This is a genomic window from Halomonas sp. HK25, from assembly GCF_047795635.1.
GTDB lineage: Bacteria > Pseudomonadota > Gammaproteobacteria > Pseudomonadales > Halomonadaceae > Halomonas.
The window spans coordinates 1,943,818-1,958,480 of sequence record NZ_CP181044.1 but is presented as its reverse complement, the minus strand read 5'-3'; the positions used below and the strand labels follow the sequence as shown (position 1 = coordinate 1,958,480).

The window sequence follows — 14,663 nt, the reverse complement described above, 5'->3', positions numbered from 1 at the left end:
GCTCACGTTTACCCCTTCTTCCGATCGTCTTTCTTCTGGGATTCCTGCTTCTGGGCGTCCTGCTTCTGAACCTTGGCCCAGCTGTCCTTGAGTCCCACGGTGCGGTTGAACACCAGTCGGCCATCGCGGCAGGCGTGTCGGTCGGCGCAGAAGTAGCCCACCCGCTCGAACTGGAAACGGCTTTCGGGGCTCACCTGGGCCAGGCTCGGCTCGCCGATGGCCTGGCAGACCACAAGGGACTCGGGGTTGAGGTGGTCGAGGAAGTCGGCGTCCTTGTCGCGATCGGGCTGCTCCTCGAGGAAGAGGTTGTCATAGAGGCGAACCTCCATGGGCACGCCGTGCTCGGCGCTGACCCAGTGGATCACGCCCTTGACCTTGCGGCCCTCGGGGTTCCTCCCCAGGGTGTCGAAGTCGACACTGCAGCGCAGCTCGGCGATCTCACCCGCGTCGTCCTTGATCACCTCGTCGCAGCGGATCACGTAGCTGTTGCGCAGGCGCACCTCCTTGCCGGGCGCCAGGCGGAAGAACTTCTTGGGCGGCTCCTCCATGAAATCGTCCTGGTCGATGTAGAGCTCCCGGGTGAAGGGAATCCGGCGCACGCCGAGATCATCCCGCGCCGGATGACCGGGCACCTCATAGACCTCCTCAAAGCCATCCGGAACGTTGGACAGCACCACCTTAAGGGGCTTGAGCACGGCCATGGCCCGCGGCGCGTTGTCCTCGAGGTCGGCGCGGATGGCGTGGTAGAGCATGGCGATATCCACCAGGCCACCATCGGCGCGGGTCACGCCGATCATCTCGCAGAACTTGCGGATCGACGCAGGCGTATAGCCGCGACGGCGCATGCCGGAAATGGTCGGCAGGCGCGGATCGTCCCAGCCGTCGACGATGCCCTCGTCCACCAGCAGTTTGAGCTTTCGCTTGGACGTCAGGGTGTAGTTGAGGTTGAGCCGGGCGAACTCGGTCTGGCGCGGCTTGACCGGCACCGGCAGATTGTCCAGGAACCACTCGTAGAGCGGCCGATGGTCCTCGAACTCCAGGGTGCAGATGGAGTGGGAGACCCCCTCGATGGCATCGGACTGGCCGTGGGTGAAGTCATAGGAGGGGTAGATCTTCCACTTGTCGCCGGTCTGGTGGTGGTGGGCATGCCGGATGCGGTATAGGATCGGGTCGCGCAGGTTGATATTGGGCGAGGCCATGTCGATCCTGGCCCGCAGCACCTTCTCACCCTCGGCGAACTCGCCGGTGCGCATGCGTTCCAGCAGGTCGAGGTTCTCGTCGGCCGAGCGCTCACGATAGGGGCTCGGGCGTCCGGACTCGGTGAGGGTGCCGCGATACTCGCGGATCTCGTCGGGCGAGAGGTCGTCGACATAGGCCTTGCCCTCGCGGATCAGGTGCTGGGCCCAGGCATAGAGCTGGTCAAAGTAGTCCGAGGCAAAGCGAACCGGTCCGGCCCACTCGAAGCCCAGCCAGCTGACATCTTCCTGGATGGCATCGATATAGGCCTGCTCTTCCTTGGCCGGGTTGGTGTCGTCGAAGCGCAGGTGACAATCACCACCGAAATGTTCGGCCAGGCCGAAGTTGAGGCAGATCGACTTGGCGTGCCCGATATGAAGGAAGCCATTGGGCTCCGGCGGGAAGCGGGTCACGATCTTGCCGGAGCGGCCGGCCTCGATCTCGTCGCGGATCTTGTTGCGGATGAAATTCGGCGCGCTGGAGGTATCGGTGGTCATGGTTGGAGAAACAACCTCTGGTTGAAGGTGCGGGCGGGGTCACTTCGCCCATCGAAGCAAAACCGTTATTATAGCGCCACGCCCATGGGCAACGCCAAGGCGAGGCCCCTTTACCGTACAGGAACCTATCGATGATCGTTCTGCAGACCAATTACGGCGACATCAGTGTCGCGCTGGACTACGAGAAGGCCCCGAAGACCGCCGCCAACTTCGAGCAGTATGTGCGCGACGGCTTCTATGACGGCACCCTCTTCCATCGAGTGATCGACGGCTTCATGGTCCAGGGTGGCGGCTTCGACACCGACTTCAATCAGAAGCCCACCGGCGACCCGATCGAGAACGAGGCCGACAACGGCGTGCAGAACGAGGCCGGCACCCTGGCCATGGCACGCACCCAGGATCCGCACTCGGCTACCGCGCAGTTCTTCATCAACGTCGCCGACAATGCCTTCCTGAACCACAGCGGCAAGTCCATCCAGGGCTGGGGCTACTGCGTGTTCGGCCGCGTGGTCGAGGGCATGGACGTGGTCGAGAAGATCAAGAACGTGGCCACCACCCGCCGCGGCATGCATGCCGACGTGCCCGCCGAAGATGTCCTAATCCAGAAGGCCTACGTCAAGGACGCCTGATCGCGCCTGCTACCCAATCGACGCCCGCCCCGTGCGGGCGTCTTGCCCTCTGCCCGCCAGTTCCAGGACCCCGCTGCCATGACCACTCTGTTGATTTCCGACCTCCACCTGCACCCCGGCGCCCCCGAGGTCACCGACGGCTTCCTGCACTGGCTGGAGGAACGCGCCTGCGGCTGTGACGCGCTCTATCTCCTCGGCGATTGCTTCGAGGCGTGGATCGGCGATGACCTGCTCGACCTGGCGGGGGGCGACCCTACGGGCAACGCCGACCTGGCAACACGCATCGCCAAAGCCCTCAAGCGCCTGGCCGACGACGGCACCGAGCTCTACCTGATGCACGGCAACCGGGACTTTCTGCTCGGCAAGCGATTCGCCGAGGAGGCCGGCGCCGCCCTGTTGCCCGACCCCAGCGTGGTGGAGCTTGGTGGCAAGCGTGTGCTGCTCATGCACGGCGACAGCCTCTGCACCCTGGACACGGCCTACCAGGCCTTCCGCGCCCAGGCGCGCCATCCCCAGTGGCAGGAACAGGTGCTGTCGATGCCGCTAGCGCAGCGCATCAATCTGGCCAGACAACTGCGCGAGCAGTCCGGCGAAGCCAACTCCAGCAAGGCCGAGGAGATCATGGACGTCACGCTGGACGAGGTGGTCGAGGTGATGGCCGAACACGGCGTGACCACCCTGATCCACGGGCATACCCACCGGCCCGCCGTGCACGAACTCGAGGTGGACGGCCAGCCGGCCAGGCGCTTCGTGCTGGGCGACTGGCAGCCCGGCCGGGGCTGGGAGGTCGTGATCGAAGACGATGGCGAGCCGCAGTTGCGGGAGTTTCCGTTAGTCGGTTGAAGGCGACGGCAACCGGCAGGCCTCGAGGCACTTTTCCAGCGCCTCGGCGTCGGGCAGGCTTCCCGTCTCGCCGATCACCTCGAGGCGAGAATCACGCCGCCAGGCGCTGCCGGTAAGGCTTACCGCCCCTGAGGCGCGGTTGTAGAGCTTCCAGCCTGCATCGGTGTGGAACACCCCCTTGACCCGCAGGACAGGCGGCAACTCCCCCAGCACCATCGCCAACCGATCCAGGTCGAAGCAGTCGCTTCGGTGCCAGCGCCACCCCAGGGTGGCATGGCCCAGCGCCTCACCCTGTTCCCGCCGGGGCCGGCCCGGCGCGGGCGGTGTCGCCGCGAACTCCTCCAGCACCAGCGTCGTGCCCGCTGCATCGCGCAGGCGCCGATGGGCATCGCTGTCACCCACCACCGCCACAGTCGCCTTCTCGCCATGCCCGATCAGCCGCCCCAGCGTCAGCTCACCGCGGGGGGCCTCCATGACCCAGCCCTTGGCGGGCCACAGCTCCGAAAGCCATGCCTTCGCCGCCGCGAGTTGCTCGGGCGTAGCCAGATCGACCATGGTCAGCGCCACCCCGTCGGCCAGGGTCAGCTGGTCGCGGAAGGTTTCATGCTGCCTGGCGCGGGGGTCATCCAGCCGTCGGGGGTCCAGCACGGCGACGATATCGCCCACCGTCAGAACGCCCTCGAAGGCCTCTCCCCTCAGCACCTCCAGCAGGCCCGCCGGATGGCCGAGCCCGGAGGGCTCGATGATCAGCCGGTCCGGCCGATAGCGATGCAGCAGATTGACCAGGGTGGCCTGCATCACGAAGGCCAGCTGACAGCACAGGCAACCACCCGGCAGCCCCTTGACGATCAGGTCGTCTCGCTCTTCGAACATTGTCTGGTCGATGCCCACCTGACCGAACTCGTTGACCAGCACCGCCCAGCGCTCATTCGCGGGTTTCTGGGCGATCAGTCGATGGATCAGGCTGCTCTTGCCGCTGCCCAGGAAGCCGGTAACCAGGTGCACGGGAATATTGGCCAGGGGGGCGGGCATGGGGAATCCTCTCGGGAGTCGAAAGTGTTATATCATAACACAGGGGCAAGGGGCCGAGCTGTAGGAGCGCTGATCCTGCGCGATGGCTTGTGACCCAGGAACGAGTAAAAGGGTGGTTCAAACGAGCCACAAAAAAGGAGCAAGCCAAGGGGTGTCCTTGAAGCTTGCTCCTTGTACCTTGCGGCTAACCGAAGGCCCTGGCTACTGGCGGATCTCCGCCTTGTCGCGCAGGTCATCCAGCAGGCCCTGGATGGCGGCCTGGGCGCGCAGGCGTTCGGCCATACTGGCCACGAACTGCTCCACCTGGGCGTCGAGCTCACCCTCCTCGACCCGCTCCAGGGCGATCAGCATCACCCGGTCACCGTCAGCGGCGCGGCCATAGACGGGGGTGTCGCCCTCAGGGGCCGGAAGGCGGAACACCGCATCGACCACCGAGCGGGAGAGTCCCTGGGTCTCCTGACGACCCACGCCCTCGACACGCTGCCAGTCCAGGCCCTGGTCATCGCCGGCGCGTAGCGCCTCCAGACGCTGCTCGCCCATCTCCATCAGTGCCTCGCGGCGCAGATTGGCGGCCACGCTGGCCTCGACCTGGTCGCGGACCTCTTCGAGCGGCAGGGTCGTGGCCTCGCGATGCTCGGCAACGCGCAGTACCAGACGGCGATCGTTGTCGAGCTCGATCACCTCGCTGTTGAAGCCATCTTCCAGCACATCGGCGCTGAACGCCTCGCTCATCACTCCGGGCTCGGAGAGCACGCCCTCGGCACCGTCGCGGGAGACCCAATCGCTGGTGTTGAGCGTCAGGCCGATATCATCAGCCACGCTCTGCAGGTCGTCGGCGGCGAAGCTCTCGTCGATCAGGCGCTGGACCCGCTCGTTGAACTCGCTGGAGACCCGGGACAGCGCCTGATCGCGGCGCAGCTCATCACGAACCGCCTCGAAGGGCGCGCGTTCCAGCCCGGTGACGGTCAACAGGTGCAGGCCGTTGTCGGTCTCGACGATGCCGGAGACCTCCCCCTCCTCCATGCTGAAGGCCGCCTCATCGAAGCTGTCGCCGAAGAAGCCGCGGCTGATCACGCCCAGATCACCGCCCTGCTCCGCCGACACGGTGTCGTCGGACACCTCGGCGGCCAGGTCGGTGAAGGACTCGCCCCGGGCCAGGCGCTCGCGCACCGCCTCGAGTTCCGCCTCGGCCTCGTCGCGGCTGCGCTCACCACCGACAGTCAGCATGATATGCGCGATGCGTCGATCGGCATCGGCGGTGCGCTCCTGCCAGGCATCGCGAAGCGCGGATTCCTCCACCTCGACCGCCTCGGCCATCTCCTGGCGATCGATGAGCACATACTCCAGGCGAACCTGCTCGGGCCGGCGGTAGTTGTCGGCGTTAGCGGCGTAGTACTCATCAAGGGCTGCCTCGGTCACCTCCACCTCGCCTTCCACCTGCTCAGCGGAAAGCGTGGCGTAGCGGAGGCTACGGGTCTGGCGCTGCAGGGTCGCCAGACGCTCCTGCTCGCTGGGCAGGGTGAAGTCGCTGAAGGCCAGGCCCTGTTGCAGCTGCTGGCGCTTCATGTCCACGCGCAGCTCCTCGCGGAAGGCCACTGGCGTATAACCGGCGCTGGCAAGGCGATTGCGAAACAGCTCGCCGTCGAAGCGGCCCTCCTGATCCTGAAACTCCGGCAGCGACACGATGATCTGGTCGAGCTGCTCCTCGGAGAGGTACAGACCACCCTCCTCGGCGAACTGGGTCAGCAGGCGGTCAGTGATCAGCTGGTCGAGCATCTGGGCGCGCAGGGCGCGCTCCTGCTCAGGGGGCACCTGCCCGCTTCGAATCGCTCGCTGAACCTCGAGCTCCAGCTGCTGGCGGGTGATCGGCTCACCGTTGACCTTGGCGATCTCGTCGCCACCACCGCCGAACAGGCCCACCAGGGACTCGACGCCGAACAGCGCCATGGTCACGACCACGGCCCCGACGATGATCTTGGCGCCCCAGCTTCGGGAGCGGTCACGAATACTTTGCAGCATGCAGGCCTCGGCAACGTATTGTGTGGAAAGTGTGGTCTTCAAACCAAGACAGGCGCACCGCCGTGGGCGATGCGCCTGTAGGAGAGTCAACCATCAGTGGCGCGGCGAAACGCACGCTTCAGTTGACGGAATCCTTGAGCGCCTTGCCGGCCTTGAAGCTCGGCACCTTGGCGGCGCTGATCTCGATCGGCTGTCCGGTCTGGGGGTTACGACCGGTGCGCGCGGCGCGCTCCTTGACCTGGAAGGTACCGAAGCCCACCAGGGAAACGCTGTCGCCCTTCTTGAGACTATCGGTCACGGTCTCGACCATGGCGTCCAGGGCCCGGGAAGCGGCTGCCTTGGGAATATCGGCAGACGCGGCGATGGCTTCGATCAGCTCGGACTTGTTCACACTTCACCCCTTGATTTTTCAGAATTTGGCTCTAATCGGCGCAGCAACTCAACCGGAACTCACGATCATAGCGTGGCGCATTTTATAGCAATGCGATGAAAGGACTGTCAAGCATACTACCGCGACGGGCCCCACCATATCAGGCTTTTAGCGAGATTATGGTGGGAAAAATATTGTCAATGCGTGCTAATCATCGACGGGGATGAGGCGGCATCCTCGGATCGAGAATCCTCTGTAGAAGCCTCGGGCCTTTTGGCCAGCGCCACTTCAAGCACCTCGTCGATCCAGCGAACCGGCCTGATGTCGAGAGCCTCCTTGATATTATCCGGAACCTCCTTCAGGTCGCGGCGATTCTCCTCGGGCACCAGCACGGTCTTTATACCACCGCGCCGGGCGGCCAGCAATTTCTCCTTCAGGCCACCAATGGGCATCACCTCGCCACGCAGGTTGACCTCGCCGGTCATCGCCACGTCGCAGCGCACCGGGCGTCCGGTGTAGGCGGAGACCATGGCGGTGACCATGGCGACGCCGGCGCTAGGACCATCCTTGGGCGTGGCACCCTCGGGCACGTGGATGTGCAGGTCTTCCTTCTCGAAGCGCTCCGGGTCGATGCCCAGGCTCAGGGCGCGCGCACGCACCACGGTCTGGGCAGCGCTGACCGACTCCTTCATGACATCGCCCAGCGAGCCGGTCTTGTTGATGCGCCCCTTGCCCGGGGTCACCACCGACTCGATGTAGAGCAGCTCGCCGCCCACCGAGGTCCAGGCCAGGCCGGTCACGCGGCCCACCTGATCGTCCTGGTCGGCCAGGCCATAGCTATAGCGGCGCACACCGGCATAGGCCTCGATATCCGCGACAGCCAGCATCACAGGCGCCAGCGCCCCCTCCCTGGCCTCCTGCTCGAGCCGCTCGCGCAGCACCTTGCGACACACCTTGGCGATCTGGCGCTCGAGCTCACGCACGCCCGCCTCGCGGCTGTAATAGCGGATCAGCTCCAGCACCGCTTCATCGGAGAAGGCCAGCTCGCCCTCCTTGAAGCCGTTGGCGATGAGCTGCTTCGGCGCCAGGTAGCGCTTGGCGATGGCCAACTTCTCGTCTTCGGTGTAGCCCGGCAGGCGGATCACCTCCATGCGGTCGAGCAGCGGCCCTGGAATATTCATGGAGTTGGCGGTGCAGATGAACAGCGTCTCGGAGAGATCGTAATCCAGCTCCAGGTAGTGATCGCTGAAGGTGTTGTTCTGCTCCGGGTCCAGCACCTCAAGCAGCGCCGAGGCGGGATCGCCGCGGTGGTCCATGCCGATCTTGTCGATCTCGTCGAGCAGGAACAGCGGGTTCTTGACCCCGGCCCGGGACATGCGCTGGATGATCTTGCCCGGCAGCGAACCGATGTAGGTGCGACGGTGGCCGCGGATCTCGGACTCGTCCCGCACGCCGCCCAGCGCCAGACGCACGTACTTGCGGTTGGTGGCCCGGGCGATGGACTTGCCCAGCGAGGTCTTGCCGACCCCGGGCGGGCCCACCAGGCAGAGCACCGGCCCCTTGAGCTTCTTGACCCGCTTGTGTACGGCCAGGTACTCGAGGATGCGCGCCTTGACCTCGTCGAGGCCGTAGTGGTCCTCGTCCAGCACCTGCTGGGCATGCACCAGGTCGTGCTTGACCCGGGTACGCTTCTTCCAGGGCACCGAAATCAGCCAGTCCAGGTAGGAGCGCACCACCGTGGCCTCGGCGGAGTTGGGCGACATCATCTTCAACTTGCCGAGCTCCTGGGTGGCCTTGTCACGGGCCTCCTTGGGCATGCCCGACTCTTCGATGGCCTGCTCGTACTTCTCGGCCTCATTGGGCACGTTCTCGAGCTCGCCCATCTCCTTCTGGATGGCCTTCATCTGCTCGTTGAGATAGTACTCGCGCTGGGACTTCTCCATCTGGTCCTTGACCCGCGAGCGGATGCGCTTCTCGACCTGCAGCAGATCGATCTCCGCCTCGATCAGCGCCATCAGGTGCTCGATGCGATCGCGCACCCGGTCCATCTCCAGCAGCCGCTGCTTGTCGTCGATCTTCAGCGACAGGTGGGCGCAGATGGTGTCCACCAGCCGGCTGGGATCCTCGATGCCGGAGAGCGAATTGAGTACCTCGTTGGGCACCTTCTTCGACATCTTCACGTACTGCTCGAACTGGTTGAGCAGCACGCGCACCAGGGCCTCCTGCTCGCGCTCGGTGAGGGGCTCGCTCTCGCGCAGCACCGCCTCGGCGGAGGTATAGGCCTCGGCGGCGTGGAGTTCGCCCACGTCGGCCCGGGAGACCCCCTCGATCAGCACCTTGACGGTGCCGTCGGGGAGCTTTAACAGCTGCATGATCTCGGCCACGGTGCCGATGGCGAAGAGGTCATCGCGATCCGGATCGTCCTTGCTGGCCTCGCGCTGGGCCACCAGCAGTACCCGCTTGTCGGCATCCATGGCCGCTTCGAGGGCCTGGATCGACTTTTCCCGGCCGACGAACAGCGGAATGACCATCTGCGGGTAGACGACTACGTCCCGCAGCGGCAATAGGGGCAGACTCAGGGTCTGATCGGCGTTCTGCTGCATCGCAGACGTTCCTCAAACAAAACGGGTGAATGACTCAGGAGTGGGGGCGCGCCGGCCTCATTGCAAGGGAAGGCCTGACGATAGATAACGGGAAGAGCGGCACCCGCACAAAAAACGCGGAAGCGACATCGCCGCGCCGGCGGTTCACCGGCAGTGGCGAGGCTCGCTCCCGCGTCGGGGCCCGGCGGGGAGGCGCAGGCCCGGACGACTCAGCCGTCGGTGCCGTCGCCGGCCACTTCCTGCTGCTGGGAGTAGATCAGCAGCGGCTCGCTATCGCCGGCAATCACCGAGGCGTCGATCACCACCTTGCTGACCCCTTCCAGAGAGGGGATCTCGTACATGGTGTCGAGCAGCACCGACTCGAGGATGGAGCGCAGGCCACGAGCGCCGGTCTTGCGCGCCATGGCCTTGATCGCCACCGCACGCAGGGCATCCTCGCGAAACTCGAGCTCCACGCCCTCCATCTCGAACAGCTTGGCGTACTGCTTGATCAGGGAGTTCTTGGGCTCGGTGAGGATCTCGATCAGCGCATCCTCGGTCAGCTCGGTCAGCGTGGCGATCACCGGCAGGCGCCCCACGAACTCGGGAATCAGGCCGAACTTGACCAGATCCTCGGGCTCCACGTCGGCGAGCAGCTCACCCACGCCGCGCACTTCGTCCTTGCTCTTGACCTCGGCGCTGAAGCCGATGCCACCCTTCTCGGCACGGTCGCGGATCACCCGGTCCAGGCCGGAGAAGGCGCCGCCGACGATGAACAGGATGTTGCCGGTGTTGACCTGCAGGAACTCCTGCTGAGGGTGCTTGCGGCCACCCTGGGGCGGCACGGAGGCCGTGGTGCCCTCGATCAGCTTGAGCAGCGCCTGCTGCACGCCCTCTCCCGACACGTCCCGGGTGATGGAGGGGTTGTCGGACTTGCGCGAGATCTTGTCGATCTCGTCGATGTAGACGATGCCGCGCTCGGCCTTCTCGACGTCGTAGTCGCACTTCTGCAGCAGCTTCTGGATGATGTTCTCGACATCCTCGCCCACGTAGCCCGCCTCGGTGAGGGTAGTCGCGTCGGCGATGGTGAAAGGAACATTGAGCAGTCGCGCCAGGGTCTCGGCCAGCAGGGTCTTGCCGCTACCGGTGGGACCGATCAGCAGGATGTTGGACTTGCCGAGCTCAACATCATCCTTCTTGACCTCGGAGCGCAGGCGCTTGTAGTGGTTGTAGACCGCCACCGACAGCACCATCTTGGCGCGGTCCTGGCCGATCACGTAGTCGTCGAGGGTGTGACGAATTTCGCGGGGAGCCGGCAGACGCTCCTCGTCGGTCTCGGCATCGGCATCGAGCACCTCCTCGCGAATGATGTCATTGCAGAGGTCGACACACTCATCGCAGATATAGACGGACGGGCCGGCAATCAGCTTGCGCACCTCGTTCTGATTCTTGCCGCAGAACGAGCAGTAGAGCAGCTTGCCGCCTTCGTCCTTGCCTTTGCCGTCGGCCATTCGCATACCTCATCTCAGTTGGCCCGGCGCACGTGGCGCCCGGCCGGGCTCACATCGGCAGCACAGGCTGCCGGAGAACAGTGTCAGGGCGTGATGAAAATCACGCTATCAGGATGTGGGCCGCTTATCCAGCACCGCATCGATCAGGCCATACTCGGCCGCCTGGACGCCATTCATGAAGTTGTCGCGATCGGTGTCCCGCGCGATGGTGTCGATGTCCTGGCCGGTATGATGGGCCAGGATCTGGTTGAGCTTGTCGCGGATGCCGAGAATCTCACGGGTGTGGATCTCGATATCCGAGGCCTGGCCCTGATAGCCGCCCAGCGGCTGGTGGATCATCATCCGCGAGTTGGGCAGGCAGAAGCGCTTGCCGGCCGCGCCGCCGGCCAACAGCAGCGCGCCCATGCTCGCCGCCTGACCGATACACACGGTGGAAACGTCGGGCTTGATGAACTGCATGGTGTCGTAGATCGACATCCCTGCGGTCACCGCCCCACCCGGGGAGTTGATATAGAGGTGGATGTCCTTGTCCGGGTTCTCGGATTCAAGGAACAGCAGCTGAGCTACCACCAGGTTAGCCATGTAGTCTTCCACCGGACCCACCAGGAAGATCACACGCTCCTTGAGCAGGCGGGAATAGATGTCGTACGCCCGCTCGCCGCGCGCGCTCTGCTCGACCACCATCGGCACCAGGCCACCGGCGTTGTGGATCTCGAACTCGTTGCTCATCAGTGTGATGTCCTTGCATCCGAAGAATGGAAGCGGCTGGATGGGCGCGCCGATCGCCGGCACGCCCACCGACAGGAGGTGAGGGAGATCAGGCCTTGCCCTCTTCCTCGCTCTCCTCCTCCGCGTCGGCCTCGGCCTGCTGCTGAGCAGCGGCCAGGACCTCCTGATAGGTCATGGTGACATCCTTGACGCTGGCCTGCTCGAGCAGCTTGTCGACGGCCTTCTCTTCGAGGATGGCAGACTTGACCTGAGTCTTCATCTGATCGTTGCCCATGTAGTGCTCGACCACCTGGGACGGCTCCTGGTACTGCTCGGCGAGTTCCTCGACCTTGGCCCGGATCTCGTCGTCAGTCGCGTCGAGCTCGTTGGACTTGATCACCTCGGCCAGCAGCAGGCCGACCTGAACGCGACTCTTGGCCTGCTCGGCGAACAGCTCGTTGGGCAGCTGGGAGACGTCGAAGTCCTCGCCCAGACCGAACTGCTGTGCCGCCTGGCGCTTGAGGCCGTCGGTCTCCTGCTGGATCAGCGACTGCGGCACCGGGATCTCGTTGGCCTTCTGCAGTGCAGTCAGCACCTGCTGCTTGACGCGGTTGTCGACGGCCTGCTCGGCCTCGCGGGTCATGTTCTTCATGACCTCGGCGCGGAACTGATCGAGATCACCGTCTTCGACGCCAAATTTCTTGACGAACTCGGCGTCCACCTCGGGCAGGGCCTGGCCCTTCACGGCGTGGAGCTTGACCTTGAAGGTGGCTTCCTGGCCGGCCAGATGCTCGGCCTGGTAGTCCTCGGGGAAGGTGACCTTGATCTCCTTCTCCTCGCCGGCGACGGCGCCCACCAGCTGCTCCTCGAAGCCCGGGATGAAGCTGCCGGAACCCAGCACCAGGCTGTGACCCTCGGCACTGCCGCCCTCGAAGGGCTCATCGCCCAGGAAGCCCTGGAAATCGAGGGTCACCTGGTCGCCGTCTTCGGCGGCGCGCTCGACCTCTTCCCAGCCGGCGTTCTGCTTGCGCAGGGTCTCGATCATCTCGTCGACGTCAGACTCGACGACCTCGACCACCGGGCGCTCGACATCGGTGCCTTCGATGGAGGCCAGCTCGAACTCCGGATAGACCTCCAGGGTCGCCACGAACTCGAGATCCTTGCCCGCCTCATTGATGGTGGGTTCGATCTGCGGGAAGCCCGCCGGGTTGAGTTCGTTCTCGGTGAGGGCGCGAACGTAGCGCTCCCGCATCACTTCGCCCACCACCTCGTTACGCACGTCGTGGCCGTAGCGCTGACGGATCACCGACATCGGCACCTTGCCCTTGCGGAAGCCGTCGATGCGGACATTCTTGGCGGCATCCTTGAGACGGGCATTGACGGCCTCGTCGATCTCGGCGGCCGGCACCTGGAGCGTGATGCGGCGTTCGATCTGGGAGGTCGTATCGACGGAAACTTGCATGAAATGTCCTCTACCGACTGGGGGCGTTGTGTTGAAGAGTGAAAAGATCAAAGGGGGATTTTATGAATCCAGCCCGGCACTGGCAAGCGCCATGCCCCATAGATGGGGACGTCAAGCGATTTTACAAGAGCCGCTCGGCCGAGACAGCCGACACCGGGCCGCCATGGACCAGAAACGACAAAATCGCCGGCTCGTGGAGCCCGCGTCAGAGTGGATACCATTAGATCAGAGCAATAACGATTGGAAGGGATCAAGGAGTGGGGTGGATGATGGGGATCGAACCCACGACCACCGGAGCCACAATCCGGAGCTCTACCACTGAGCTACACCCACCACTGCCTTGAAACAACCGTCGAAGTGGGGTGGATGATGGGGATCGAACCCACGACCACCGGAGCCACAATCCGGAGCTCTACCACTGAGCTACACCCACCATATCGACAGCTACTCAAACCGACATTCTGCCACCGCGCCGCAGATGGCGCGCCCAGCAGGACTCGAACCTGCAACCTACGGCTTAGAAGGCCGTTGCTCTATCCGGTTGAGCTATGGGCGCATTCTACTATTCAGGCTGATCAACCGCAACCCACGGATCCCATTTTTTGCAGATCATTCAACAGGTTGTGGTCGGAGTGGAGGGATTCGAACCCCCGACATCCTGCTCCCAAAGCAGGCGCGCTACCAGGCTGCGCTACACTCCGCCGTGATCGAACTTACCTGACGCCGCCGCAGGGCCTCGTCGAGCGCTGCGTATTCTACGTGACTTTCCCCTGCGGTCAAGCACCCGGATCGCCATCATTGCAGTAGCGTGCTTTGTTTCACCGGCGCGGCATGCGAAAATCACGCCTCCTTCGCTCGCGGGCCGGCCATCGGCCATGAGCCTGCCCTCATCCATCCAGCCACCAGAGGAAGCGCGATGTCAGCCCAACTGATCGATGGCAAGTCCATAGCCGCCCGAGTCCGCCAGCAGGTCGCACGCCAGGTTCAGGCACGCCGCGACGCCGGGGCCCGCGCGCCGGGGCTCGCCGTGGTGCTGGTGGGCGAGGATGCCGCCTCCGCGGTCTATGTGCGCAACAAGCACAACGCCTGCGTCGAAGCCGGCATCGAATCCTTCAGTCATACGCTGCCCGCCGAAACCACTCAGCGGCAGCTCGAGACCCTGGTGGATAGGCTCAACGCCGACCCGGCGGTGGATGGAATCCTCGTCCAGCTGCCGCTACCCGCCCACCTCGATGCCCGGCCTATCCTCGAGCGCATCCGCCCCGACAAGGACGTGGACGGCTTTCACCCCTACAACCTCGGCCGCCTGGCACAGCGCCTGCCCATGCTGCGCCCCTGCACGCCCAAGGGGGTGATGACACTGCTCGAGCAGTCCGACCTCAGTGTGCGCGGGCTCGACGCTACCGTGGTCGGGGCCTCCAACATCGTCGGGCGGCCCATGGCGCTGGAGCTGATGCTGGCCGGCTGCACCACCACCGTCTGCCACCGCTTTACCCGGAACCTCGAAGAACACGTGCGCCGCGCCGACCTGCTGGTGGTGGCCGTGGGCAAGCCGGGGCTGGTCAAGGGCGAGTGGGTCAAGGAAGGGGCCATCGTCATCGACGTCGGCATCAACCGCCTGGAAGATGGCCGCCTGATTGGCGATGTCGACTTTGCCGCCGCCGCCGACCGTGCCAGTTGGATCACACCGGTGCCCGGCGGCGTCGGCCCCATGACCGTCGCCACCCTGCTCGAGAACACCTTGCAGGCCGCCGATATGCACGACGCCAACTAG

The 14,663-nt window shown here is 64.7% G+C and carries 11 protein-coding genes and 4 tRNA genes; 3 read left to right on the top strand and 12 right to left on the bottom strand.

Features of this window, described 5'->3' with window-relative positions; all coding sequences use genetic code 11:
• Window positions 1-8: 8 nt before the first annotated feature.
• Window positions 9-1,733 carry a glutamine--tRNA ligase/YqeY domain fusion protein gene (locus tag ACM26W_RS09420; protein ID WP_416140566.1) on the bottom strand — a complete coding sequence of 575 codons (1,725 nt, stop codon included), beginning with the start codon at window positions 1,731-1,733 and terminating at the stop codon, window positions 9-11.
• Window positions 1,734-1,864: 131 nt separating this feature from the next.
• On the opposite strand from ACM26W_RS09420, the gene ACM26W_RS09415 reads away from it, so the two are divergent.
• Together ACM26W_RS09415 and ACM26W_RS09410 are read left to right on the top strand one after the other, a co-directional pair.
• Window positions 1,865-2,362, top strand: coding sequence for a peptidylprolyl isomerase (locus ACM26W_RS09415; RefSeq protein WP_416140565.1), 498 nt, complete (start codon window positions 1,865-1,867; stop codon window positions 2,360-2,362).
• Window positions 2,363-2,440: 78 nt separating this feature from the next.
• Window positions 2,441-3,205, top strand: coding sequence for a UDP-2,3-diacylglucosamine diphosphatase (locus tag ACM26W_RS09410; RefSeq protein WP_416140564.1), 765 nt, complete (start codon window positions 2,441-2,443; stop codon window positions 3,203-3,205).
• Here the strand turns inward: ACM26W_RS09410 and ACM26W_RS09405 are convergent.
• The 11 genes from ACM26W_RS09405 to ACM26W_RS09355 form a co-directional block, all read right to left on the bottom strand.
• Complete coding sequence (locus ACM26W_RS09405) at window positions 3,194-4,237, bottom strand: CobW family GTP-binding protein (protein WP_416140563.1); 1,044 nt, start codon at window positions 4,235-4,237, stop codon at window positions 3,194-3,196. The genes ACM26W_RS09410 and ACM26W_RS09405 overlap by 12 nt on opposite strands.
• 201 nt (window positions 4,238-4,438) lie before the next feature.
• The gene (locus ACM26W_RS09400) at window positions 4,439-6,256 is read right to left on the bottom strand and encodes a SurA N-terminal domain-containing protein (RefSeq protein ID WP_416140562.1); all 1,818 of its coding nucleotides are present in this window, start codon (window positions 6,254-6,256) and stop codon (window positions 4,439-4,441) included.
• A 118-nt stretch (window positions 6,257-6,374) separates the two neighbouring features.
• A complete protein-coding gene (locus ACM26W_RS09395) occupies window positions 6,375-6,647 on the bottom strand; it encodes an HU family DNA-binding protein (protein WP_106231210.1) in 273 nt (90 codons plus the stop codon).
• A gap of 176 nt (window positions 6,648-6,823) precedes the next feature.
• A complete protein-coding gene (gene lon / locus ACM26W_RS09390) occupies window positions 6,824-9,229 on the bottom strand; it encodes an endopeptidase La (protein WP_416140561.1) in 2,406 nt (801 codons plus the stop codon).
• Between the two features lie 209 nt (window positions 9,230-9,438).
• A complete protein-coding gene (gene clpX / locus ACM26W_RS09385) occupies window positions 9,439-10,719 on the bottom strand; it encodes an ATP-dependent Clp protease ATP-binding subunit ClpX (RefSeq protein WP_416140560.1) in 1,281 nt (426 codons plus the stop codon).
• Window positions 10,720-10,827: 108 nt separating this feature from the next.
• Window positions 10,828-11,448: an ATP-dependent Clp endopeptidase proteolytic subunit ClpP gene (gene clpP, locus ACM26W_RS09380; protein WP_169958202.1), complete on the bottom strand. Its 621-nt coding sequence runs from the start codon at window positions 11,446-11,448 to the stop codon at window positions 10,828-10,830.
• A gap of 88 nt (window positions 11,449-11,536) precedes the next feature.
• Window positions 11,537-12,889: a trigger factor gene (gene tig / locus ACM26W_RS09375; RefSeq protein WP_416140559.1), complete on the bottom strand. Its 1,353-nt coding sequence runs from the start codon at window positions 12,887-12,889 to the stop codon at window positions 11,537-11,539.
• A 258-nt stretch (window positions 12,890-13,147) separates the two neighbouring features.
• Window positions 13,148-13,222 (bottom strand) — tRNA-His (locus ACM26W_RS09370).
• Between the two features lie 25 nt (window positions 13,223-13,247).
• A tRNA-His gene (locus ACM26W_RS09365) sits at window positions 13,248-13,322 on the bottom strand.
• A gap of 46 nt (window positions 13,323-13,368) precedes the next feature.
• A tRNA-Arg gene (locus tag ACM26W_RS09360) sits at window positions 13,369-13,445 on the bottom strand.
• A 68-nt stretch (window positions 13,446-13,513) separates the two neighbouring features.
• Window positions 13,514-13,590: transfer RNA gene (locus ACM26W_RS09355), tRNA-Pro, on the bottom strand.
• A gap of 215 nt (window positions 13,591-13,805) precedes the next feature.
• Here ACM26W_RS09355 and folD point away from each other — a divergent pair.
• The gene (gene folD, locus ACM26W_RS09350; RefSeq protein ID WP_416140558.1) at window positions 13,806-14,663 is read left to right on the top strand and encodes a bifunctional methylenetetrahydrofolate dehydrogenase/methenyltetrahydrofolate cyclohydrolase FolD; all 858 of its coding nucleotides are present in this window, start codon (window positions 13,806-13,808) and stop codon (window positions 14,661-14,663) included.

Excerpts from the sequence above, each read along its gene's own strand:
- ACM26W_RS09420 (WP_416140566.1), bottom strand. The coding sequence starts at position 1,733 with ATGACCACCGATACCTCCAGCGCGCCGAATTTCATCCGCAACAAGATC.
- ACM26W_RS09415 (WP_416140565.1), top strand. The coding sequence starts at position 1,865 with ATGATCGTTCTGCAGACCAATTACGGCGACATCAGTGTCGCGCTGGAC.
- ACM26W_RS09410 (WP_416140564.1), top strand. The coding sequence starts at position 2,441 with ATGACCACTCTGTTGATTTCCGACCTCCACCTGCACCCCGGCGCCCCC.
- ACM26W_RS09405 (WP_416140563.1), bottom strand. The coding sequence starts at position 4,237 with ATGCCCGCCCCCCTGGCCAATATTCCCGTGCACCTGGTTACCGGCTTC.
- ACM26W_RS09400 (WP_416140562.1), bottom strand. The coding sequence starts at position 6,256 with ATGCTGCAAAGTATTCGTGACCGCTCCCGAAGCTGGGGCGCCAAGATC.
- lon (WP_416140561.1), bottom strand. The coding sequence starts at position 9,229 with ATGCAGCAGAACGCCGATCAGACCCTGAGTCTGCCCCTATTGCCGCTG.
- clpX (WP_416140560.1), bottom strand. The coding sequence starts at position 10,719 with ATGGCCGACGGCAAAGGCAAGGACGAAGGCGGCAAGCTGCTCTACTGC.
- clpP (WP_169958202.1), bottom strand. The coding sequence starts at position 11,448 with ATGAGCAACGAGTTCGAGATCCACAACGCCGGTGGCCTGGTGCCGATG.
- tig (WP_416140559.1), bottom strand. The coding sequence starts at position 12,889 with ATGCAAGTTTCCGTCGATACGACCTCCCAGATCGAACGCCGCATCACG.
- folD (WP_416140558.1), top strand. The coding sequence starts at position 13,806 with ATGTCAGCCCAACTGATCGATGGCAAGTCCATAGCCGCCCGAGTCCGC.